This is a genomic window from Pseudomonas sp. GW821-FHT03A09 (assembly GCF_059421065.1).
The window spans coordinates 335,289-357,292 of sequence record NZ_JBWKUX010000001.1 but is presented as its reverse complement, the minus strand read 5'-3'; the positions used below and the strand labels follow the sequence as shown (position 1 = coordinate 357,292).

At 60.7% G+C, this 22,004-nt stretch carries 25 protein-coding genes; 13 read left to right on the top strand and 12 right to left on the bottom strand.

What is annotated here, in order from left to right; genetic code table 11:
• Positions 1-7 precede the first annotated feature (7 nt).
• From AC07V4_RS01670 to AC07V4_RS01660, 3 genes are all read right to left on the bottom strand, one after another.
• Positions 8-766 carry a uroporphyrinogen-III synthase gene (locus AC07V4_RS01670; protein ID WP_492635073.1) on the bottom strand — a complete coding sequence of 253 codons (759 nt, stop codon included), beginning with the start codon at positions 764-766 and terminating at the stop codon, positions 8-10.
• Complete coding sequence (gene hemC, locus AC07V4_RS01665; RefSeq protein WP_431750760.1) at positions 763-1,704, bottom strand: hydroxymethylbilane synthase; 942 nt, start codon at positions 1,702-1,704, stop codon at positions 763-765. The genes AC07V4_RS01670 and hemC overlap by 4 nt, the downstream gene beginning before the upstream one ends.
• Positions 1,705-1,842: 138 nt before the next feature.
• Positions 1,843-2,589 carry a LytR/AlgR family response regulator transcription factor gene (locus AC07V4_RS01660; protein ID WP_492635074.1) on the bottom strand — a complete coding sequence of 249 codons (747 nt, stop codon included), beginning with the start codon at positions 2,587-2,589 and terminating at the stop codon, positions 1,843-1,845.
• A gap of 502 nt (positions 2,590-3,091) precedes the next feature.
• On the opposite strand from AC07V4_RS01660, the gene argH reads away from it, so the two are divergent.
• Positions 3,092-4,486 carry an argininosuccinate lyase gene (argH, locus tag AC07V4_RS01655; RefSeq protein WP_071488042.1) on the top strand — a complete coding sequence of 465 codons (1,395 nt, stop codon included), beginning with the start codon at positions 3,092-3,094 and terminating at the stop codon, positions 4,484-4,486.
• Between the two features lie 105 nt (positions 4,487-4,591).
• Here the strand turns inward: argH and AC07V4_RS01650 are convergent, their stop codons facing one another.
• Complete coding sequence (locus AC07V4_RS01650; RefSeq protein WP_492635075.1) at positions 4,592-5,251, bottom strand: glutathione S-transferase family protein; 660 nt, start codon at positions 5,249-5,251, stop codon at positions 4,592-4,594.
• A gap of 126 nt (positions 5,252-5,377) precedes the next feature.
• On the opposite strand from AC07V4_RS01650, the gene AC07V4_RS01645 reads away from it, so the two are divergent.
• The 3 genes from AC07V4_RS01645 (at position 5,378) to AC07V4_RS01635 (ending at position 9,078) form a co-directional block, all read left to right on the top strand.
• The gene (locus tag AC07V4_RS01645; RefSeq protein ID WP_431753486.1) at positions 5,378-5,662 is read left to right on the top strand and encodes a hypothetical protein; all 285 of its coding nucleotides are present in this window, start codon (positions 5,378-5,380) and stop codon (positions 5,660-5,662) included.
• A 152-nt stretch (positions 5,663-5,814) separates the two neighbouring features.
• Positions 5,815-6,069 carry a TIGR02647 family protein gene (locus AC07V4_RS01640; protein ID WP_014720451.1) on the top strand — a complete coding sequence of 85 codons (255 nt, stop codon included), beginning with the start codon at positions 5,815-5,817 and terminating at the stop codon, positions 6,067-6,069.
• Between the two features lie 168 nt (positions 6,070-6,237).
• Positions 6,238-9,078 (top strand): class I adenylate cyclase, encoded by a 2,841-nt coding sequence (locus tag AC07V4_RS01635; protein WP_492635076.1) that lies wholly within the window; start codon positions 6,238-6,240, stop codon positions 9,076-9,078.
• An 11-nt stretch (positions 9,079-9,089) separates the two neighbouring features.
• Here the strand turns inward: AC07V4_RS01635 and rnk are convergent, their stop codons facing one another.
• The 3 genes from rnk to cyaY form a co-directional block, all read right to left on the bottom strand.
• Positions 9,090-9,503 carry a nucleoside diphosphate kinase regulator gene (gene rnk, locus AC07V4_RS01630; protein ID WP_492635077.1) on the bottom strand — a complete coding sequence of 138 codons (414 nt, stop codon included), beginning with the start codon at positions 9,501-9,503 and terminating at the stop codon, positions 9,090-9,092.
• A 131-nt stretch (positions 9,504-9,634) separates the two neighbouring features.
• Positions 9,635-9,853, bottom strand: a complete 219-nt coding sequence (locus tag AC07V4_RS01625) for a DUF1289 domain-containing protein (RefSeq protein WP_431750845.1) — start codon at positions 9,851-9,853, stop codon at positions 9,635-9,637.
• 2 nt (positions 9,854-9,855) lie between these two features.
• The gene (cyaY, locus tag AC07V4_RS01620; RefSeq protein ID WP_431750844.1) at positions 9,856-10,203 is read right to left on the bottom strand and encodes an iron donor protein CyaY; all 348 of its coding nucleotides are present in this window, start codon (positions 10,201-10,203) and stop codon (positions 9,856-9,858) included.
• 238 nt (positions 10,204-10,441) lie between these two features.
• On the opposite strand from cyaY, the gene lptM reads away from it, so the two are divergent.
• Genes lptM through AC07V4_RS01590 form a run of 6 tightly spaced genes read left to right on the top strand, consistent with a single transcriptional unit; the run spans position 10,442 to position 15,018 of the window.
• Positions 10,442-10,603 carry an LPS translocon maturation chaperone LptM gene (lptM, locus tag AC07V4_RS01615; RefSeq protein ID WP_074851643.1) on the top strand — a complete coding sequence of 54 codons (162 nt, stop codon included), beginning with the start codon at positions 10,442-10,444 and terminating at the stop codon, positions 10,601-10,603.
• A gap of 9 nt (positions 10,604-10,612) precedes the next feature.
• Positions 10,613-11,860, top strand: a complete 1,248-nt coding sequence (gene lysA / locus AC07V4_RS01610; RefSeq protein ID WP_492635078.1) for a diaminopimelate decarboxylase — start codon at positions 10,613-10,615, stop codon at positions 11,858-11,860.
• Between the two features lie 3 nt (positions 11,861-11,863).
• Entirely contained in the window at positions 11,864-12,694 is an 831-nt protein-coding gene (gene dapF, locus AC07V4_RS01605; protein ID WP_492635079.1) for a diaminopimelate epimerase, read from the top strand.
• 13 nt (positions 12,695-12,707) lie between these two features.
• The gene (locus AC07V4_RS01600; RefSeq protein ID WP_431753470.1) at positions 12,708-13,424 is read left to right on the top strand and encodes a DUF484 family protein; all 717 of its coding nucleotides are present in this window, start codon (positions 12,708-12,710) and stop codon (positions 13,422-13,424) included.
• Positions 13,425-13,426: 2 nt separating this feature from the next.
• Complete coding sequence (gene xerC, locus AC07V4_RS01595) at positions 13,427-14,326, top strand: tyrosine recombinase XerC (protein WP_492635080.1); 900 nt, start codon at positions 13,427-13,429, stop codon at positions 14,324-14,326.
• Positions 14,323-15,018: an HAD family hydrolase gene (locus tag AC07V4_RS01590; protein WP_492635081.1), complete on the top strand. Its 696-nt coding sequence runs from the start codon at positions 14,323-14,325 to the stop codon at positions 15,016-15,018. Before xerC ends, AC07V4_RS01590 begins: the two co-directional genes overlap by 4 nt.
• A gap of 181 nt (positions 15,019-15,199) precedes the next feature.
• On the opposite strand, the gene sutA is transcribed toward AC07V4_RS01590, so the two are convergent.
• The 4 genes from sutA to glnK all read right to left on the bottom strand — a co-directional run bounded on the left by sutA (position 15,200) and on the right by glnK (position 17,981).
• Positions 15,200-15,526 carry a dormancy-specific transcriptional regulator SutA gene (sutA, locus tag AC07V4_RS01585; protein WP_016970540.1) on the bottom strand — a complete coding sequence of 109 codons (327 nt, stop codon included), beginning with the start codon at positions 15,524-15,526 and terminating at the stop codon, positions 15,200-15,202.
• Positions 15,527-15,628: 102 nt separating this feature from the next.
• Positions 15,629-16,054, bottom strand: coding sequence for a secondary thiamine-phosphate synthase enzyme YjbQ (locus tag AC07V4_RS01580; RefSeq protein ID WP_492635082.1), 426 nt, complete (start codon positions 16,052-16,054; stop codon positions 15,629-15,631).
• Between the two features lie 212 nt (positions 16,055-16,266).
• The gene (locus AC07V4_RS01575; protein WP_492635083.1) at positions 16,267-17,607 is read right to left on the bottom strand and encodes an ammonium transporter; all 1,341 of its coding nucleotides are present in this window, start codon (positions 17,605-17,607) and stop codon (positions 16,267-16,269) included.
• Between the two features lie 35 nt (positions 17,608-17,642).
• Positions 17,643-17,981 (bottom strand): P-II family nitrogen regulator, encoded by a 339-nt coding sequence (glnK, locus tag AC07V4_RS01570; protein WP_002555808.1) that lies wholly within the window; start codon positions 17,979-17,981, stop codon positions 17,643-17,645.
• A gap of 422 nt (positions 17,982-18,403) precedes the next feature.
• Between glnK and AC07V4_RS01565 the strand changes: the two genes are divergently transcribed.
• Both AC07V4_RS01565 and AC07V4_RS01560 read left to right on the top strand, forming a co-directional pair.
• Complete coding sequence (locus AC07V4_RS01565) at positions 18,404-18,664, top strand: accessory factor UbiK family protein (RefSeq protein WP_492635084.1); 261 nt, start codon at positions 18,404-18,406, stop codon at positions 18,662-18,664.
• 232 nt (positions 18,665-18,896) lie between these two features.
• The gene (locus AC07V4_RS01560; protein ID WP_492635085.1) at positions 18,897-20,393 is read left to right on the top strand and encodes a YifB family Mg chelatase-like AAA ATPase; all 1,497 of its coding nucleotides are present in this window, start codon (positions 18,897-18,899) and stop codon (positions 20,391-20,393) included.
• Here AC07V4_RS01560 and AC07V4_RS01555 read toward each other — a convergent pair.
• Complete coding sequence (locus AC07V4_RS01555) at positions 20,390-20,974, bottom strand: TetR/AcrR family transcriptional regulator (RefSeq protein WP_492635086.1); 585 nt, start codon at positions 20,972-20,974, stop codon at positions 20,390-20,392. The genes AC07V4_RS01560 and AC07V4_RS01555 overlap by 4 nt on opposite strands.
• Positions 20,975-21,086: 112 nt before the next feature.
• Here AC07V4_RS01555 and AC07V4_RS01550 point away from each other — a divergent pair, with 112 nt between their 5' ends.
• Complete coding sequence (locus AC07V4_RS01550) at positions 21,087-22,001, top strand: ABC transporter six-transmembrane domain-containing protein (protein ID WP_492635087.1); 915 nt, start codon at positions 21,087-21,089, stop codon at positions 21,999-22,001.
• Positions 22,002-22,004 lie beyond the last annotated feature (3 nt).

Sequence of the window (22,004 nt, the reverse complement as noted above, 5' to 3'; positions counted from 1 at the left end):
TTGCGTATCAGAGAGTGGGAACGGGATGGCTCCGTAACGCCACTAACAAAGCCGCGGCACTCGCGCCGCGACAATCCACAACTTTTTCTGCACCTGCGGCCCGCGCCATCTCATAGACTCGCGGGCTGGGTACGAACAATGGCAGCTGTGCCACCTGCGGCCAATCCGGCCCGGCCAGGGCTTGCAGGTGCAGAAAACCCTGCCCACTGCTGACCACTACGCCGTTCAAGCGTTCCAACTGGATGCGTTGCATCAGCACCCCGGTGCCGTACGCCGGAAGAAAACGACGATACAACTCCAGATAGTCGACACTAGCACCTTGTTCACGCAAACGCTCAGCCAGCAGCTCTCGGCCGCCCTCGCCGCGCAGGATCAGCACACGGGCACCCGGGCCTGCGATAGCCTCGCGCAAGGCAGGCAATGCAAGCAAGGCCTCGCTGTCATCGCCGGTTTGCGGATAGTGAACGTTGAGGCCGTGATCGGCCAGTACCTGTGCGGTGGCTGCGCCAACACTGAACCAGGGCAGCTGCGGCCAAGCCCGATCCAGTTGCTGTAAAGCAAGGCGTGCAGCAGGCTTACTCACCACGATCACCGCGCAATAGCGACCCAGCTCAGCAAAAACCGTCTGTTGCTCAGCCGTAACCGGCAAGGCTTCGATATCCAGCAAGGGCAGGCTGCCACTGAAAATGCCGGCCTCGGACAATGACGCCGCCAGCGCCATCGATTCCTCGGCAGGCCGCGTCAGCAGCACACGCCACTGGGTCACTGCGGACCCGCCTCGCCGTAGACTTTTTGCAGAATGGCGCCAGCGCCCTTGGCCAACAGTTCCTCAGCCACCTGGATGCCCAAGGCGGTGGCGTCACACTGCGGCCCACGCACTTGTGCAGTGAGCAAGGTGCCGCCGTCAGGATCACCCACCAAGCCACGCAGCCAAAGGTTTTCACCCTCAAGCACCGCGTAACAGGCAATCGGCACCTGGCAACCACCGTTGAGGTGCTTGTTCAGCGCACGCTCGGCCGTGACACGGACTTCGGTATCGGGGTGATCGAGGGGCTTGAGCAAGGCATGAATTTCACTGTCGGCAGTTCGACATTCGATACCCACGGCCCCCTGCCCGCCTGCGGGCAAGCTGTCTTCGACGCTGATCGCCGAAGTGATGCGGTCTTCAAAGCCCAGGCGGATCAAACCCGCCGCTGCGAGGATGATCGCGTCATATTCACCGGCGTCCAGCTTGGCCAGGCGGGTATTGACGTTGCCACGCAAAAAGCGGATCTGCAGGTCCGGGCGACGGGTCAGCAACTGCGCCTGACGACGCAGGCTGGAGGTGCCGACGATACTGCCCAAAGGCAGTTCGTCCAGAGACGTATAGGTATTGGAAACAAAGGCGTCGCGTGGGTCTTCGCGCTCGCAGATGCAATACAGGCCCAGGCCTTCGGGGAAGTCCATGGGCACGTCTTTCATCGAGTGCACGGCGATGTCGGCTTCGTTTTCCAGTAGCGCGGTTTCCAGTTCCTTGACGAACAAGCCCTTGCCGCCGATCTTCGACAGCGGTGAGTCGAGCAGTTTGTCGCCGCGACTGACCATGGGCACCAGGGTTACCTTGAGACCTGGATGGGCCTGCTCAAGGCGTGCTTTGACGTATTCGGCCTGCCACAAGGCCAAGGCGCTTTTACGGGTGGCGATGCGGATTTCGCGAGAGGACATGGATCAATCCGTACTGAATAGATACGGCAGATAATAACAGCTCAGGCAATCACGCTTTGATTTGTATCAGCAAGTGCGGGGCCTCCCTGGCCGCGTCGCACCGGGATCAGGATTGCAGACCTCGCTGCAGCCCTTGGGCTAAAGCTGCTGCATCATCTTGCGAACGCCGGCGACATGGCGTCGGCTGACGATCAAGGCATCACCATTGAGCCCCTTCAGAAACAGCTGAAAGTGCCCAAGAGGTGTGCGTTGCAGGCGTTCTATCCGCTCACGGGCCACCAACGCGTTACGGTGGATACGCACGAAGCGGTCGCCAAACTCATCCTCAAGGGCCTTGAGGGGTTCATCGAGCAACACTTCGCCCGTCTCGTGGCGCAGGGTCACGTACTTGTGATCAGCAATGAAGTAGACCACCTGCCCCAAGGGGATCAGCTCAATGCCCTTGCGGGTCCGCGCGCTGATATGGCTGCGAGGCCCGTTACCACTTTGGGCTGCGGGTTGGGTCAGCGCGGCAAGCTGGACGCGGTTTGGACGCTCGGCCTTTTTCAAGGCTTTGAGCAGAAGGTCCGCGGTTACCGGCTTGGTCACGAAACTGACACCGCTGGCCTCCAGCGTCTGCGCGGAGAACTCTTCCTGGCTGGCACACAACACCACGGCAGGTGGCGACTCTCGTTCGCTCAAGCGAGCAGCGACTTGCAGGCCATCCAGGCCCGGCAGGCGGATATCGAGCAACACCACATCCGGCTTGAGGCTGTCGATCAGCGTCAACGCCTCTTCGCCGTTGGTGGCGCTCGGTTCAAGGACTGTATAACCCTCAAGTTCACTGACCAAACGGCTCAGTCGCTCGCGGGCTTGGGGTTCGTCATCAACGATCAGGACATTCATATTGCGCTGGATTCCTGCGTGAGTCTCGCACAAGGGTAGCGTAGACAGGTGCGGTGACTTGCGTCACAGCGATCCACGCTAAGACTAGCGCGAGCGGCAAAAAGTGCCCTGAGAGTGGCACCCATATTTACCCGGACCTGTTCAATTGCGCCCAAGACCTGCTGCCTTAGGGCATCGTCGTAGGGTTTACTGATACACAATCCGAATACCCCCCTTTTTAATGGATAGTCTGGGCTTCGACCGCATCACCCGACTTTGGTGCATTCACGCTCTATCAGTGCAACTGTAGACGTTCACTGAGACGACATTGCTCAATCGTCAAATATCGTTTCAATAAACACCTGGCACCAGTCTCTTCCCGGACGCGTCCGGCGGCAAGGCACTTAGCCATCCTTTGCACAAATAAAAATGCCGATCACCCGCAGCACCGCCTTCCCGGGCAACCCTGTTATTATCGGCGGCACACCTCCACGCCTCTTTTAAGCAGATCACGAGCGAATCCATGAGCACCGACAAGACCAACCAGTCCTGGGGCGGCCGCTTCAGTGAACCCGTCGACGCCTTCGTCGCCCGCTTCACCGCCTCCGTCACCTTCGACCAGCGCCTGTACCGCCACGACATCATGGGCTCGATCGCCCACGCCACGATGCTGGCCAAGGTCGGCGTGCTGACCGACGCCGAGCGCGACAGCATCATCGACGGCCTGACCACCATCCGTGGCGAGATCGAGGCTGGCACGTTCGACTGGCGCGTCGACCTGGAAGATGTGCACATGAATATCGAGGCCCGCCTCACCGACCGCATCGGTGTGACCGGCAAGAAACTGCACACTGGTCGCAGCCGTAACGACCAGGTAGCCACCGATATCCGCCTGTGGCTGCGTGACGAAATCGACCTGATCCTGTCCGAAATCACCCGCCTGCAAAAAGGCCTGCTGGAGCAGGCCGAGCGTGAATCGGACACCATCATGCCGGGCTTCACCCACCTGCAGACCGCGCAGCCCGTGACCTTCGGCCACCACCTGCTGGCCTGGTTCGAAATGCTCAGCCGTGACTACGAGCGCCTGGTGGACTGCCGCAAACGCGCCAACCGCATGCCGCTGGGCAGTGCCGCGCTGGCTGGCACCACCTACCCGATCGACCGCGAATACACCGCACAACTGCTGGGTTTTGACGCCGTGGGCGGCAACTCCCTGGACGGTGTGTCGGACCGCGACTTCGCCATCGAATTCTGCGCCGCGGCCAGCATCGCGATGATGCACCTGTCGCGGTTCTCCGAAGAGCTGGTGCTGTGGACCAGCGCGCAATTCCAGTTCATCGACCTGCCGGACCGTTTCTGCACTGGCAGCTCGATCATGCCGCAAAAGAAAAACCCCGACGTGCCCGAGCTGGTGCGTGGCAAGAGCGGCCGCGTATTCGGTGCATTGATGGGCCTGCTGACCCTGATGAAAGGCCAACCGCTGGCCTACAACAAGGACAACCAGGAAGACAAAGAGCCGCTGTTCGACGCCGCCGACACCCTGCGCGACTCTCTGCGCGCCTTTGCCGACATGATCCCGGCAATCAAGCCCAAGCACGCGATCATGCGTGAAGCGGCCCTGCGTGGGTTCTCCACCGCGACCGACCTCGCGGACTACCTGGTGCGCCGTGGCCTGCCGTTCCGTGACTGCCACGAAATCGTTGGTCATGCCGTGAAATACGGCGTGGACACCGGCAAGGACCTGGCCGAGATGAGCCTGGAAGAACTGCGTCAGTTCAGCGACCAGATCGAGCAGGACGTGTTTGCCGTACTGACCCTGGAAGGTTCGGTCAATGCCCGTAACCATGTGGGCGGCACTGCGCCGGCGCAGGTGAAGGCAGCCGTCGTGCGCGGCCAGGCACTGCTCGCCAGCCGCTAAAAGCTAAAGGCATCGCAGGCAAGCCAGCTCCCACATTTGATTGCATTCCAAGCTTGGTGTGGGAGCGGGCTTGCCCGCGATGGCGTCATCCCAGGCGCCATCGCTCTATTTCTTGGCCGCGATCATCGCCAAAAATGCCGGCATCGCCGCCTCCCGGTCCGCCGCCACCTTCTGCGCGTTTGGCATAGCGTGCAGCTGCGCCAACAACGCCTTGGCTTGTGGTAACTCTTTCAGCAAATCCAGACCAAACAGCTTCTCGCCCACGGCGCAGGCAATGTTCAAGCTGTACATGAAATACACATCCGCGAGGCTGAATGTGGCGCCCGCCACATAGGGCGCAAATTTGCCATAGCGACTCAATGCCCCGATGCCCAGCAACAATTCTGCCTTGGACTTCTCCTTGATGGCTTCCGGTACCGGCATACCAAAGAACGCCTCACCGAAACAGGCACGTGCCGGAAGCTCCAGGTACAGCTCGATCTCGCGGCACATCGCACGCACCTGGGCGCGCTCAAAAGGGTCACCCGGCAATAGCGCAGGGCCGTTCTGGGTCTGCTCGAGGTATTCAAGAATGGCGCTGGTTTCATTGATAAAACCGTTGGGCACGGCCAGTACCGGCACCTTGCCACGAGGGCTGATCGCCAGGATTTCTGGCGTCTGGCCAGCAGAAAACCACACTTCCTCGAAAGGCAGCCCTTTCTCCATCAACGCCAGTTTGACCATGTTGTAGTAGTTGCTGACCGAAAATCCATAAAGCTTGAGCATTGGGCATGCCTCCAGGCCGGGTGTGGGGTTGGCTGCAAGAGTTATAGATCCATGGAGCCGCTCTGACCAGCAGCATCACCTGCCTGAATGGGCGTAGACTGGCGCCCTTTCCTTGAGGAGCCTGCCATGAGCGAGCCGACTGATATCGACAACGACGAAGAAGAGTTCACTGAAAGTACGCTGATCCAGGCGATCGAAAACCAGATCGAAAGCGACAACCCGCCTGCCGCCAAGGCCACCTTCAACAAGCTGACACTGGTGGGTTACGAGCGTGAAGACATTCTGAATCTCATGGCCCATGTTCTGGCCGTGGAAATCGACAAGATGCTCGAAGAAGACCGCGCATTCGATACCCAATGGTATGAAACCGCGCTGCGCGCACTGCCTGAGCTACCACCGGAAAACGCCTGAATCCGGGGCTCTGCGTGGCCGGGAAGCCTGCTTCCCCGCCACAAACCTGCGCCATATCAAGACCCAGGAGTTTGTGACTGGACAGCCCGGCAAAGTGCGTTCACCTTATGCCCTGCTAGCCTCTAATAAATTTTAGAAAGTCTGGAGTCCTTATGTCGTATACCCCTGAGCTGGTTGCCGAACTGGAAATCCTTGTACTCTTCCCCCTGGACAGCACCAAAGAAGGTCTGAAAGTCCACCAGACCGCTGCTCCCACGGCCATCGCCGCAGCCAAGCGCCTCCACGCGAAAGGCCTCATCGACCAGCCGGACGGAGGCTACCTGACCAGCCTTGGTCGCGACGCCGCAGAACAGGCTCAAACCCTGCTGACCATTCTGACCACCGCCAACACCAAAGAAGCCGCCTGACATCTGATACCGCCCATGGAGTCCGCCCCTTGCGGATTCCGAGGGCGTTGCTGTGGAAGGCTCAAAATTCTGACGCCAAAAACCTTTTCCCTCTAAACCTCCTACGCTTCTGGCTGTAAACTCTTACACGGCCGCCCACGTCGGGCTCTGCGAGCCAACGACTTCGAAATGACCCGCACCCATGAAATCCGCCCCGACCTGGACGAAGGCATCGACCGCAAGGTGCTGGCCCAGTTGCGTGCGCGTTTCATGGCCCTCAACGAAGGCCGCATGGCCCGGGCCGTCGAAGGGTTGACGCCACGCCAGCAGAGCGTCCTGGCGATGTTGCCGCTGTTTTTCCACGTCAATCACCCGCTGTTGCCGGGCTACGTGTCCGGCAGTACGCCGGCAGGGCTGTCGAATTACGAGCCCGACGCCCAGGCCCTGACCGAAGCCCAACGCCTGACCCGCTCGTTCTCCTACAAACCGCGCCATGGCAACCCGCCGCGACCGATCCACGGCCTGTTCCTGATGGGCAGCCTCGGTACCCTGGCCCAGGCAGACCAAAGCGATATGGACGTGTGGGTGTGCCATGCACCCGACCTTAACGAAACCGAATTGGCCGAGCTGCGCAAAAAGTGCCAACTGCTGGAAGCCTGGGCCCTGACCATGGGCGCCGAGGCGCATTTCTTCCTGATCGAGCCGACACGCTTTGTCCTGGGTGAGCGTGAAACGCAGCTCAGCTCCGACGACTGTGGTACCACCCAGCATTACCTGCTGCTGGATGAGTTCTACCGAACCGCCATCTGGCTGGCCGGGCGTACGCCGATCTGGTGGCTGGTGCCGGTGTACGAAGAAACCCGCTATGCCGAGTTCACCCACGCGCTGATTTCCAAGCGTTTCATCCGCGCCGATGAAACCCTCGACCTCGGCCACCTGGCGCGCATTCCTCCGGGAGAGTTCATTGGCGCCGGCCTGTGGCAACTGTTCAAGGGCATTGAGTCACCCTACAAGTCGGTGCTCAAGCTGCTGCTGACCGAGGTCTACGCCAGCGAGCACCCGAACGTGCAGTGCCTGAGCCTGCGCTTCAAACGGGCGGTGTTCGCCAACCAGATGGACCTGGATGAGCTGGACCCGTACATCGTGGTCTATCGCCGGATCGAGGAGTACCTCAAGGCACGCAACGAACCGGAACGTCTGGAGTTGGTACGACGCGCGCTGTACCTGAAGGTCAACCGCAAGCTCAGCGTCGGCCAACGCAGCACCGGTTGGCAGCGCCTGCTGCTGGAGCGGCTGGCCCACGAATGGGGCTGGGACCAGCGCCAACTGACCCTGCTGGACAGCCGCAGCCAGTGGAAGGTGCGCCAGGTGGCCTCGGAACGCCGGGCGCTGGTTAATGAACTGAATTACAGCTATCGCTTCCTGACCCAATTCGCCCGCACCGAGCAAACCGTCAGCCTGATCAACAAACGTGACCTCAATGTGCTGGGTCGACGTTTATATGCAGCCTTTGAACGCAAGGCCGGCAAGGTCGAGTTCATCAACCCTGGCATCGCCCCGGACCTGGCCGAAGACACCCTCACCCTGGTGCAATCACCCAACCGCAAAGAACCTGGCCAGCACCACTGGGGCCTGTATAACGGTAACCTGACAGCCTTGGAATGGGAGCACTTCGCACCGATCAAGCGCAGCCGCGACTTGCTGGAGATGCTCACCTGGTGCCATCGCAACGGCGTGATCGACAGCAGCACCCGCCTGGCGCTGCACCCGGGCACCAGCGACATGACGGAGTTCGAGCTGTTCAACCTGCTGGGCAGCCTGCAGCAAACCATCCCCCTGCCCTTGGCCAGCGTCGATGAAGAGCGCCTGCTGCGTTCGGCGGTGCCGGAAGAAGTGTTGTTGCTGATCAACGTCGGCGTCGACCCACTCAAGCATCACCGCGACTTGAACATCCTGATGACCACCGAGCGCACCGATTCGCTCAGCTACGCCGGCGCGCGCGACAACCTCGTGTTGACCCTGGATCAGGTCACGCTCAATAGCTGGAACGAGGTGATGGTCAGCCGCTTCGACGGCCCCAACGCGCTGCTCGACTGCTTGCGCGACTACCTCAACCAGCTTCCGCCGGATCACTTGCCCCGGCTGCGGGTGCGCTGCTTCTGTCACAACCGTGCGCAGTTCATTGCCCAACGCGTCGAGGAAATCTTCGATACCGCGCAAAACCTGCTGCTCGGCCAGGGCAATCACCGCTACCTGCTCCAGATACAGCAGCATTACCACGTGATGGAACTGGTGCCAGGCCAGGCCAACCATGTGTCACTGCCGACCCAAGACGCGCTGATCGCCTACCTCAGCGAAGAACTGGCCAGCTACAGCCCACTGCACCTGGACGCCATGGCCCTGGAAGACCATGACCTGGCGCTGCTGCTGCCCATGGGCATGGCCGACTGCGTGCAGGTGTTCTACCGGGTAAATGAAGGCCATGCCGAGTTGTACGTGTTGGATGAGTTCAACGCGCTATGGCAGCAACGCTTGCCGTTCCATGATGAGCAGAGCCTGTTGGCGCCACTGCAACGCTTCCTGCAAGCGATCATCTTCCGCCGGGAAGCCCTTTCGCCGCTGGACACGCAACAACCATTGGGCGCAGTGCAAACTCTGTACTACCAACTATTGCCATCCGGCAGCACCCGCGCACGCGGCATCGAGCCGCGGCCGGCACCTTCGATCCCAGCCAACAAAGCGTTTTATGACGTGCAGGCGATTATCGGCAAGGCGGCCCCTGGCAAGGTGGGCATTACGCTGTACTGCAATCAGCGGGAGTTTTCCGAGCTGGAGTTTGGCGACCAGCTGTTTGCCGTGGTCGCCCAGGAGATCGTCGGGCAGCGCCAGGAAACCGAGCGCTACCGCTGCTACATCACCGACCTGGACCTCTCGGGCCTGCTCGGGGATGTGCAAAACCCGAGCAACCTGTATCTGCGTTACAAGGCCGAGCTGGAGCTGTCGCTCAATGAGGCACTCAGCCAGATTTAAAGCGGCTCTTCTTAAAGGGGAAATGCACCGCCATCTTTCGGCTGATCTTCAACGCTGAGCAACTCCAGCTTGAGGGTCTTGCCGCCCGGCGCTGGCCAATCGATGTGCTGGCCCACTTGCAGGCCAAGTAACGCACTGCCCACGGGCGCCAGGATCGAAATCTTGCCTTCATCGGCGTTCGCGTGCTTCGGGTAGACCAAGGTCAGGTGATAGTCCTTGCCGCTGCTTTGCTCACGGCAATGCACGCTGGAGTTCATGGTCACGACACCCGCAGGCACTTCATCGTGGCCAACCACGTCATCGGCGCGGTCGAGTTCGGCTTGCAACGCTGCGACGCCGGGAGACTCGTCGCCCAAGCGGTCGATCAGTTGCTCCAGACGCTGCACGTCAAGACGGGTGAGGATGATGGACGGTGCGGTGGTCATGATTCAGGCAGACTCCTTTTTTCTGCACAAAAAAGCAAAACCCCGCCAGAAAGAGGCGGGGTTCTCACGGACCTCGATGAGTTGAGGTGTATCCGGACACTACCACAGCACAACAAATAAACAAGCCGGGCTCAAACAGAGGCCTTGCGCTGCTCGGCCTGGGCGACGATGACGCGGCGGCGCTGATCATCGGCAGAGCGCCATTCTCGGATGTCTTCCACGTGACGGAAGCAGCCGAGGCAGACTTTCTGCTCATCCAGGCGACACAAACTGATACAAGGTGACGGCACCGCCGGGCTGACATTGCTGAACAGCGGCTTCGGCGGGCGTGCAGGCGCAGGCTGGGTCACGGTCAGATCTCGTCCTGCCCCAACTCATCAAAGTCCAGCTCTTCGCCGGTATATTCCTGGACCAGGCGCGCGAGCATCTCGCCCAACAGCTCTTCACTCTTGTCGCACTGCCATTTGCCGCTTTCTTCTTCGTAGTCGAAGTGGACACCACCGGAACGCGCCGCCAGCCACAGCTGACGCAGCGGCTCCTGGCGACTGAAGATCAGCTGCTGGCCGCTCTCGAACTTGACGGTCAGTACGCCAGCCGAATTTTCGAGGTCCACGTCCAGGCCGCTGTCATCGAAAATATCTTCCAGCGCCTGCTGGGTCGAATCCACCAAGTCGTGAAAACGGGCTTCGGTCAAACTCATTGTGGCAACCTCAAAAGTGTCTGGTTTTGCTCAAGCGCCGCACCATACGGGCGAGCTTCGCCGAATGCAAAGGATACCGATTTCATTCGCAATGGCCGCATGAAAAATCCTCAGCTAGCGTAGCCCGCTTCCGAACTATCTCGGCAAACCCCCGCCGGACGGGTATTCCGGCGCATAGGCAAGCTGGCGGGTGGTCGGTATACTCGGGCGCAATTAATGCATATTCAAGGATTTCGCCATGAAGCGCCTGATCTCTTCCCTTGCTGCGCTCGTCGCGGTCGCTTGCCTCGTTAGTGCCTGTGGTCAGAAAGGCCCGCTGTACCTGCCGGATGACAGCAAAGATCCCAATGATCAGGCGCAAACGTCGCAGTCCAAAGCGCACAAGCACGACACCTACTAAGGGAACCTCATGGACGCTTTTAACTACCGGGACGGCGAGCTGTTCGCGGAAGGCGTGGCGCTGTCCGCGATTGCCGAGCGCTTCGGCACCCCGACCTATGTGTACTCCCGTGCGCACATCGAAGCCCAATACCGCAGCTTTGCCGACGCATTGGAAGGCACGCCGAGCCTGGTTTGCTATGCGGTCAAGGCCAACTCCAACCTGGGTGTACTGAATGTCCTGGCGCGTCTGGGCGCCGGTTTCGACATCGTCTCCCGTGGCGAGCTGGAGCGCGTGCTGGCAGCTGGCGGCAAGGCTGACAAGATCGTGTTTTCCGGCGTCGGCAAGACCCGCGAAGACATGCGCCGTGCGCTGGAAGTCGGCGTGCATTGCTTCAACGTCGAATCCACCGACGAGCTCGAGCGCCTGCAAGTGGTCGCCGCCGAGATGGGCGTTCGTGCGCCGATCTCCCTGCGTGTCAACCCGGACGTCGATGCCGGTACCCACCCGTACATTTCCACAGGTCTCAAAGAGAATAAGTTCGGCATCGCCATTGCCGACGCCGAAGACGTGTACATCCGCGCCGCCCAACTGCCGAACCTGGAAGTGCTGGGCGTCGATTGCCACATCGGCTCGCAACTGACCACGCTGCCACCGTTCCTGGACGCCCTCGACCGCCTGCTGGCACTGGTCGACCGTCTCGGCGAATGCGGCATCTACCTGCACCACATCGACCTGGGTGGTGGTGTGGGCGTGCGTTATCGCGACGAAGAACCGCCGCTGGTGGCCGACTACATCAAAGCAGCCCTTGAGCGCATCGAGGGCCGCGGCCTGACACTGATGTTCGAGCCAGGCCGCTATATCGTTGCCAATGCCGGCGTGCTGCTGACCCAAGTCGAATACCTCAAGCACACCGAGCACAAGGACTTCGCCATCGTCGACGCGGCGATGAACGACCTGATCCGCCCGGCGCTGTACCAGGCCTGGATGAACGTCACCGCCGTGACGCCTCGCGCAAGCGAAGCCCGCGCCTATGACATCGTCGGCCCGATCTGCGAGACCGGCGACTTCCTGGCCAAGGATCGTCAGCTGGCCCTGGAAGAAGGCGACCTGCTCGCCGTGCATTCGGCCGGCGCCTATGGGTTTGTCATGAGTTCCAACTACAACACCCGCGGCCGTACCGCCGAGGTGCTGGTGGACGGTGATCAAGCGTTTGAAGTGCGTCGCCGCGAGACGGTAGCCGAGTTGTATGCTGGCGAAAGCCTGCTGCCGGAGTAAGCCATGCTGCTGCGTTTTACCAAGATGCACGGGTTGGGCAATGACTTCATGGTCCTCGACCTGGTCAGCCAGCACGCGCACATCCTGCCCAAACACGCTAAACAGTGGGGCGACCGTCACACCGGCATCGGTTTCGACCAGTTGCTGATTGTCGAGGCACCGAGCAACCCGGAGGTGGATTTCCGTTACCGGATCTTCAACTCCGATGGTTCCGAAGTAGAGCAGTGCGGCAACGGTGCGCGCTGCTTTGCGCGCTTTGTGCTGGACAAGCGTCTGACCGCCAAGCGCCAGATCCGCGTCGAAACCAAGAGCGGCGTGATCGAACTGGACATCCGCAGCGACGGCCAGATCAGCGTCAACATGGGCACGCCACGCCTGGTTCCGGCGGATATTCCATTCCAGGCCACCGAGCAGGCCGCCAGCTACCCGCTGGACGTCGACGGCAAGACGGTGGATATCGCCGCCGTGTCGATGGGTAATCCCCATGCCGTGTTGCGGGTCAATGACATCAACAACGCGCCCGTGCATGAACTGGGGCCGAAGATCGAACATCACCCGCGCTTTCCGGCACGGGTCAATGTGGGCTTCCTGCAGGTGATCGACCGTTCGCGCGCGCAATTGCGCGTGTGGGAACGCGGCGCCGGCGAAACCCAGGCCTGCGGCACCGGCGCTTGCGCCGCAGCCGTGGCCGCGATCAGCCAGGGGTGGATGGATTCGCCGCTGCTGATCGACCTGCCCGGCGGACGTTTGTCCATCGAATGGGCAGGCCCTGGCCACCCGGTGATGATGACCGGGCCGGCCTCGCGTGTATACGAAGGACAGGTCCGTCTATAAGTGAGCCAAGCCAATGACCGATAAGCCTCAAGTACCCGCACAAGCATCCCCAAGCGACAGTCTGGAGGCCGCTGCCGTCGCGGCGTACCTTGAGGCTAATCCGGACTTCTTCGTCGAGCACGAAGAACTCCTGCCGGCCTTGCGCATTCCCCATCAGCGTGGCGATACCGTGTCGCTGGTGGAGCGCCAGATGAAGATCCTGCGCGAGCGCAATATCGAAATGCGCCATCGGCTCTCCCACCTGATGGATGTGGCCCGCGACAATGATCGCCTGTTCGACAAGACCCGTCGCCTGATCCTGACCTTGATGGACGCCAACAGCCTGGAAGAAACGGTAATCGCCGTAGAAGACAGCCTGCGCCAGGACTTCCAGGTGCCCTTTGTCAGCCTGATCCTGTTCAGCGACAACCCGATGCCGGTGGGTCGCTGGGTCAGCGGTGGCGAAGCCCAGACGGCTATCGGCGGCCTGCTCTCCGAAGGCAAGACCATCAGCGGCACCTTGCGCGAACATGAGCTGGATTTCCTGTTTGGTGCCGAACAGCGCAAGCAGATCGGCTCCACCGCCGTGGTCGCCCTCAGCCACCAGGGCCTACATGGCGTATTGGCCATCGCCAGTCGCGATCCTGCGCACTACAAAAGCTCGGTCGGCACACTGTTCCTGACCTACATCGCCGAAGTGCTCGGCCGCGTATTGCCGCGCTTCACCACCGCCTTGCGCGCGGTACGCTAGCCATGGAACGGCAACTGGACGCTTATTGCGCTCACCTGCGCAACGAGCGCCAGGTGTCGCCCCACACCCTGGAAGCCTATCGACGGGACTTGAACAAGGTCCTGGCATACTGCGAAAAGCAACAGATCAGCAGCTGGAAGGCCTTGGATATCCAGGGCCTGCGCAGTTTGATCGCTCGCCTGCATCAGGCCGGCCAATCCTCGCGCAGCCTGTCGCGACTGCTATCCGCGGTGCGTGGCCTTTATCACTACCTGAACCGCGAAGGCCTGTGCGACCACGATCCGGCCAATGGCTTGTCTCCGCCGAAGGGCGAACGGCGCCTACCCAAAACCCTCGACACCGATCGCGCCCTGCAATTGCTCGATGGCGCCGTTGAAGATGACTTCCTTGCCCATCGCGACCAGGCGATCCTTGAACTGTTTTACTCCTCGGGCCTGCGCCTGTCGGAATTGACCGGACTGAACCTCGATCAACTGGACCTGGCCGACGGCCTGGTGCAAGTGCTCGGCAAGGGCAGCAAGACCCGCGTACTGCCCGTGGGCCGCAAAGCCCGGGAAGCCTTGCAACTGTGGCTACCGTTGCGCGCCCTGGCCAACCCGGTGGACGATGCCGTGTTTATCAGCCAGCAAGGCCGACGCCTGGGTCCACGCGCCATCCAGCTGCGGGTCAAGGCGGCCGGCGAGCGAGAGCTGGGGCAGAACCTGCATCCACACATGTTGCGACACTCCTTTGCCAGCCATCTGCTGGAATCGTCCCAGGACCTGCGTGCGGTTCAAGAGCTGCTCGGTCATTCCGACATAAAGACCACGCAGATCTACACCCATCTGGATTTCCAACACCTGGCAACGGTGTACGACAGCGCCCATCCACGGGCCAAACGCATCAAGGGCGGCGACTCATGAGTATCAAGCTGATCACCTTCGACCTGGACGACACCCTCTGGGACAACGTACCCGTCATCATCAGCGCCGAAGCGTCGATGCGCGAATGGCTGGCGACCCATGCCGCCAAGGTCGGCGACCTGCCACTGGAACATTTCGCCCGCCTGCGCCAGCAGGTGCTGGAGCGTCATCCCGAGTTGAAGTACCGCATCAGCATTCTGCGCCAGCGGGTGTTGATGCAGGCTTTTGAAGAGGCGGGTTACCCACAGCCTGAAGCCACGCAAATGGCAGACATATGCTTCGAAGCGTTTATTCATGCGCGGCATCAGCTCACCCCATTTCCCGAAGCCGAGCCCATGCTTCAAGCCTTGCGCCAGCACTTCCTGCTGGGAGTGATCACCAACGGCAATGCCGACGTGCAACGTGTGGGCCTGGCGGACTACTTCCACTTTGCCTTGCGCGCTGAAGATATCGGTATTGCCAAGCCGGATGCGCGGTTGTTTCAGGAGGCGTTGCAGCGTGGGGGCGTGGATGCGAGCCAGACGGTGCATATTGGCGATCATCCTGGGGATGACATCGCTGGCGCACAACAGGCGGGGCTTGGAGCGGTGTGGTTCAACCCAGCGGGTAAGGTGTGGGAAGGGAATAAGCGCCCGGATGCGCAGATTCGCAATTTGGCAGAACTACCGTCACTGCTGAACAGCTGGAACTAACACCGAACCCCATGTGGGAGCTGGCTTGCCTGCGATAGCGGTGGATCAGAAAGCACAGTGCTGGCTGACAGACAGCTATCGCAGGCAAGCCAGCTCCCACAGGGTATTGCGGCGAGTTAGTTCCAAGCATGAAAAAGCCCGCAGCGACGGCGGGCTTTTTCTTACAAGCAGGTGACGGACCTCAGATAGGTCGGCTGCCGTACTTGTTATCCGGCTTCTTCGGTGGGTCTGCCACCACGTTGGCCTCGACTTCCTGCACTTTGCCACCTTTAGCGAGGAACTCTTCCATCGCACGGGCCAGCGCATCGCGCTCTTTGTTCTTGGCTTCAACACTCGGCAGTTCGTCTACCGAAACAGCTGCCTTGGCTTTGCCTTTGGCCGCCGGAACAGGTGCATCATCGCCACCATCGTCGTCAGCAACGTCTTCCGCCGCTGCTTCAAGACCTTCTTCGGTCTCGTCATCATCACCGACTTCGAGTTCGTCGTTTTCCAGATCATCGTCGCTCATGTTCTACCTCATGACTTGCGAAAAGCAGATTAGTTATAGCCCAGCTTTACCTTCTGTCGAAGGGCGCCGGAAAAAAATCACATCCACTGGATAACCAGTGGCTTATGCCTCGTCACCGTGCAAGGTGGCGAGGACTTTACGAGCACCGCCATGATCACGGTGCTCGCCCAGATAAACACCTTGCCAGGTCCCCATCGCCAAGCGGCCGGCCCTGACCGGCAAACTCAGCTGGCAGCCCAGGAGACTGGCCTTGAAGTGCGCCGGCAGATCATCCGGACCTTCGTCGTTGTGTTCGAACCCTGCCCGGCCCTGCGGCACCAGCGAGTTGAAATAACGTTCGAAGTCACGGCGAACCGCCGGATCGGCATTCTCGTTGACGGTCAACGAGGCCGAGGTGTGCTGCAGCCACAGATGCAACAGACCTACACGACATGCCTTCAATTCAGGCAAGCCGGCCAGCAACTCGTCGGTTACCAGGTGAAAGCCCCGGGGCTTGGCCCGCAGGGTGATCAAGGTCTGTTGCCACATACAGTTCTCCGCCCATCGGCGCGCATTCTAGCGCGCTCTGGAAAAAAACAAAGTGCCGAATACGCCTACATGCCTGTAAGACATTCGCACGCTGAAAAGTGTCATGTGCGCCCCATCACAAACTCGACGCAAAAACCGGTACAGCGTCCTACGACTGACAAACGCCAGACAAAAAAATGCCCGGCAAGCCGGGCATCTTTTTTTTCGCGTACTTACAAGTTGTAGCCGCGTTCGTTGTGTTGCGCCAGGTCGAGGCCAACCGCCTCTTCTTCGTCGGTAACCCGCAAGCCCATGACTGCATCCAGCACCTTGAGGATGATGAAGGTCACGATGGCCGTGTAGATCACGGTGAAGCCGACGCCTTTGCACTGGATCCAGACTTGCGCCGCGATATCCGTGGTGGCCGCATTGAAGCCGCCCAGGGAAGGCGCCGCGAACACGCCGGTCAGGATCGCGCCGAGGATACCGCCAATACCGTGCACGCCGAAGGCATCCAGGGAGTCGTCGTAACCCAGTTTGCGTTTCAGGGTAGTGGCGCAGAAGAAGCACACCACGCCCGCTGCCAGGCCAATCACCAGGGCACCCATCGGGCCCACGGTGCCGGCGGCTGGGGTGATTGCCACCAGGCCCGCCACCACACCCGAGGCGATGCCCAGTGCGCTTGGCTTACCGTGGGTGACCCACTCGGCGAACATCCAGCCCAGGGCCGCAGCGGCGGTCGCGATCTGTGTCACCAGCATCGCCATGCCGGCAGTGCCATTGGCCGCCGCAGCCGAACCCGCGTTGAAGCCGAACCAACCCACCCACAGCATGGCCGCACCGAGCAAGGTGTAACCCAAGTTATGAGGAGCCATCGGAGTGGTCGGGAAGCCTTTACGCTTGCCGAGTACCAGGCATGCCACCAGGCCAGCCACACCGGCGTTAATGTGCACCACGGTGCCGCCGGCGAAGTCCAGCACGCCCCAGTCGCCTAGCAACGAACCCGGACCACCCCACACCATGTGGGCAATCGGCGCGTAGACCAGCGTGAACCAGACGCCCATGAAGATCAGCATCGCAGAGAACTTCATGCGCTCGGCGAAAGCACCGACGATCAGTGCAGGAGTAATGATGGCAAACGTCATCTGGAAGGTGACGAACACCGCCTCGGGGAACAGCGCCGCAGGGCCGGTGATGCTCGCTGGGGTCACACCCGACAGGAACAGTTTGGACAGGCCGCCCACGAAGGAGTTGAAGTTGACGACACCCGCTTCCATACCCGTGGTATCGAACGCCATGCTGTAGCCGTAGACAAACCACAGGATGGTGATCAAACCAGTGATGGCGAAGCATTGCATCATCACGGAAAGAATGTTTTTGGAGCGAACCATGCCGCCGTAGAACAGCGCCAGGCCCGGAATAGTCATGAACAGCACCAGCGCGGTGGATGTCAGCATCCACGCCGTATCGCCGGAATTGAGGACTGGAGCAGGGGCTGGGTCCGCCGCCAATGCCAGGGCTGGCATTACGAGGGACAACAGGGCTCCTAGCCCTGCGAATTTACGCAGAGTCATATTGTTTTCTCCTGGGGCGTTGGGGGTTTGGCGGCTTAGATTGCGTCGGTATCGGTTTCGCCGGTACGGATGCGAATAGCCTGTTCCAGATTGACCACGAAGATCTTGCCGTCACCGATCTTGCCGGTGTTGGCCGCCTTGGTTATCGCCTCGATAACCCGGTCAAGATCCTTGTCGTCAATGGCGACATCAATCTTCACCTTCGGCAGGAAATCAACCACGTACTCCGCGCCGCGATACAGCTCGGTATGACCCTTCTGCCGACCGAAGCCTTTGACCTCAGTAACGGTAATGCCCTGCACGCCGATCTCGGACAGTGACTCGCGTACATCGTCCAACTTGAACGGCTTGATGATGGCAGTGACTAGCTTCATGAAAACTCTCTCCCGAATTGGTGGACTTGCCCCAGGAAAACAAACCCGTCTCAAGTCTAAGCGCAGTGCCTGGCTTTGTAACGCATCGTCGCCTCGGTAATACCCGCGGCGACGCCAGCGAACCACTGGTGACGAAACCTGTACCCCTGATCCGTCGGCGCACTGCATTCGTCACAGCGACTGCATCAGTGCATGGGTCATGATCGTCTAAGCAGAAACCTTGCCAGCTCCGTAAAAATCACTGAAATCAGTCCCTTGCCCACTTATGCCCACCTACGGGGCTTTTTGGCGGCTGCAATGCGCACAAAAACAGTGCGTCGCCGTTCGCCCCGTTGCGCGAAAAGCGTGCGCTTTGCGACATGAAAAAGACTATAGACGCTGCGTGATACACTGCCGGCCAACAGTTTTCCGGAATATTTCCCATGCTCGCGCCCAAAGATCTCCTCGACGCCCTGAGCGGCCACGCTGCTCGCCTGTTCAGCGGCGACACCCCGCTGCCCCGCAATGAAATCGAAAGCCAATTCAAGGCGTTGCTGCAAAGCGGTTTCAGCAAGCTCGACCTGGTGAGCCGGGAAGAGTTTGACAGCCAGATGGTAGTGCTGGCCCGTACGCGGGCGCGGTTGGAGAGCCTGGAGGCAAAAGTGGCTGAACTCGAAGCCAGGTTGGCGTCACCCGCTGAATAAATTCGGTCAGTGTGGGAGCTGCCGAGCCCCAGCGAGGCTGCGATGCAGGCACTGCGGTTTCCCAGTTAGACTGCGGTGATCCCATCGCAGCCTCGCTGGAGCTCGACAGCTCCCACATAAAGCGCTGTGATCTCTCCGGATACGTTCTGTAAAACCTCCCCCCTCCCGCTCGACCCCACCTCGTCTACCCTTGAAAAACCGCAGGAAGCGGCCTTCTTTTCAAGGAACACGCATGTCCCTCGCCATCGTCCATAGCCGTGCCCAGATTGGCGTCGAAGCCCCCGCCGTCACCGTCGAAGTGCATATGGCCAATGGTCTGCCTTCCCTGACACTGGTGGGTTTGCCGGAGACGGCCGTCAAGGAGAGCAAGGACCGCGTACGCAGTGCCATTCTCAATTCGGCGCTGCAATATCCTTCCCGGCGCATCACCCTTAACCTCGCGCCCGCCGACCTGCCCAAGGACGGCGGACGCTTTGACCTGGCGATTGCGCTAGGCATCCTGGCGGCAAGCGGACAGGTGCCGACGTTGATGCTCGATGACGTGGAGTGCCTAGGAGAACTGGCCTTATCGGGCGAAGTACGGGCGGTAAAAGGCGTGTTGCCGGCAGCATTGGCAGCGCGCAAGGCCGGGCGCACTGTGATGGTGCCTCGGGCGAATGCGGAGGAAGCGTGCCTGGCGTCGGGGTTGAAGGTACTCGCGGTGGATCATCTGTTGCAGGTCGCGGCACATCTGAATGGGCATCAACCCATAGAGCCTTACAAGTCCGACGGTTTGTTGTACTTGAACAAACCCTACCCGGATCTGAGCGAGGTGCAGGGCCAGTTGGCGGCCAAGCGTGCGCTGTTGATCGCCGCAGCGGGCGCCCACAACCTGTTGTTCAGCGGCCCACCGGGCACCGGGAAAACGTTGCTCGCCAGCCGCTTGCCCGGTCTGCTGCCACCGCTGAGTGAGCAGGAAGCGCTGGAGGTGGCAGCCATTCAATCCGTCGTCAGCCTGGCGCCACTGAGTCATTGGCCACACCGACCCTTTCGCCAGCCGCACCATTCAGCATCGGGTCCGGCCCTGGTAGGCGGCGGGTCGAAGCCGCAACCGGGGGAAATCACCCTAGCCCACCATGGCGTGCTGTTTCTGGACGAGTTGCCGGAGTTTGATCGCAAGGTGCTGGAGGTGCTGCGCGAACCCTTGGAGTCCGGGCATATCGTGATCTCCCGTGCCCGCGACCGGGTGAGCTTCCCTGCCCGCTTTCAGTTGGTCGCCGCCATGAACCCCTGCCCCTGCGGCTACATGGGCGAACCCAGTGGGCGCTGCCGTTGTACGCCGGAGCAAATCCAGCGCTACCGCAACAAACTCTCGGGGCCGCTGCTGGATCGTATCGACCTGCACCTCACCGTCGCCCGGGAAACGACTGCGCTCAATCCGACGCAGCAGGTTGGCGATACCACGGCGAAAGCCTCGGCACAGGTGGCCGAGGCGCGAGAACGCCAGCAAAAACGCCAAGGCTGCGCCAATGCATTCCTGGATTTGCCAGGGCTGCGGGAACATTGCCAGTTGGCTAAAGATGACGAGGGCTGGCTGGAAAGTGCCTGCGAGCGGCTGACGTTATCGCTGCGAGCGGCCCATCGATTGCTCAAGGTTGCGCGCACCCTTGCAGACCTTGAGCAGGTGGATAGCATCGCCCGCCAACACTTGGCGGAAGCGCTGCAATACCGGCCAGCGACAGTCGGCTAGGGCTTTTCGGGAAAGCCCAGCAGCAACCTCGCCACTTCCATGACTTCATCCAGTACCGCTTCGGCCGATTCGGTGGACGGCTTGAGCATCAGGTCATCGGCATACCCCATCGCCAGGGCAAAGATCTGGCGGGCAGCGCGCTGGGATGAATCGCAATGGAAAACGTCCTCACCCACACCTTGTTCGATCACAGCGGCAAGCATGGCTTGCCATTGGGCGTTGATCTCCAGGTACGCCTGGGCCATTTGCGGGTCGTGCATGGCTTCATCCCAGGCATCCAGCCACAGCGCCCAGCCGGCATCGGCGGTGTATGGCAGGCAGTCGCGCAAAAACCCTACCAGCGCATCAAGGGGGGGAAGGTCGACCAATGGCGCACGCACGTCTTCCAGTTGTTCGTTGGCAAAACGTACAAACGCTGCGCGGCGCAGTTCATTCCAGTCGCTGAAGTAGTGGTAGACGTGACTGCGTGACAGACCGGCATGTTCAGCCAGATCGCGGGTGGATACATCGGCAAAACCCTTGCTGCGAAACAGCTCCAGGGCGGCGGCGATGATCTGGTCTTTACGGTCGATACGCGACATGGGCAATTCCTTCGAGCGTCGGTAGATGAGCGGCGCTTGCTTTTTGAGCGATCGCTCAAGGATACTTGAGCAGTCGCTCAATAATAGCGTCTATCACTCCTTTGGTGCACCCATGTCATCCGCCACCCCACAAATTCTGATCGAAGAAAGCAAGAAAATCGGCCAGCAGTCCGCTAGCCAGACCCTCAAGGCCATCGCCAAAGCCTACCCCGGCAAGCTGTTCTGCACTTTGTCGCTGGTGGCACTGGAGAACGCGCTGTTGCTGGCCTACCCGCTGTTCGCCGGGTTCGCGGTGGACTCAATCATCCGCGGCGACGCCACCAGCGCGTTGTTCTACGCCGCCGTAGTCATGGCGTTCTGGGTGGTCGGAGCGGCACGACGGGCGCTGGACACGCGCACGTTCACCCGGATCTACGCCGACCTTGCGGTGCCGGTGATTCTCAACCAGCGCCAGCAAAACCACAGCACTTCGAAATCAGCGGCACGAGTGGTGCTCGCGCGGGAGTTCGTCGACTTCTTTGAAAAACACGTGCCGATCATCGCCACTGCGCTGGTTTCGATTATCGGTGCGGCGGTGATGTTGATCGTGATTGAGCCCTGGGTAGGCTTGGCGTGCCTGGCCGCGCTGCTGCTGTGCGTCACGCTGTTGCCACGTTTTGCCCAGCGCAATCAGGAACTGCATGAGCGCCTGAACGACCGTCTGGAAAAGGAAATCGGCCTGGTGGAAAAAGTCGGCGCACCGACCTTGCACCGTCATTACCACGTGCTGTCACGCCTGCGGATCTGGCTGTCAGACCGCGAGGCCGCCGCGTACCTGTTTCTCGGCACGCTGGCAGCCCTGCTGTTCGTGGTTGCCATCTCTCAGTTGGCGCTGTCACCGGCGGTCAAGGCCGGCCACGTGTACGCGGTGATGACCTACCTGTGGACCTTCGTCACCAGCATGGACGAAGCACCAGGGATGGTCGATCAACTGGCGCGCCTGAAGGATATCGGCAAGCGCGTGGACCCGGGCCTCAACGACCAGTAAGCC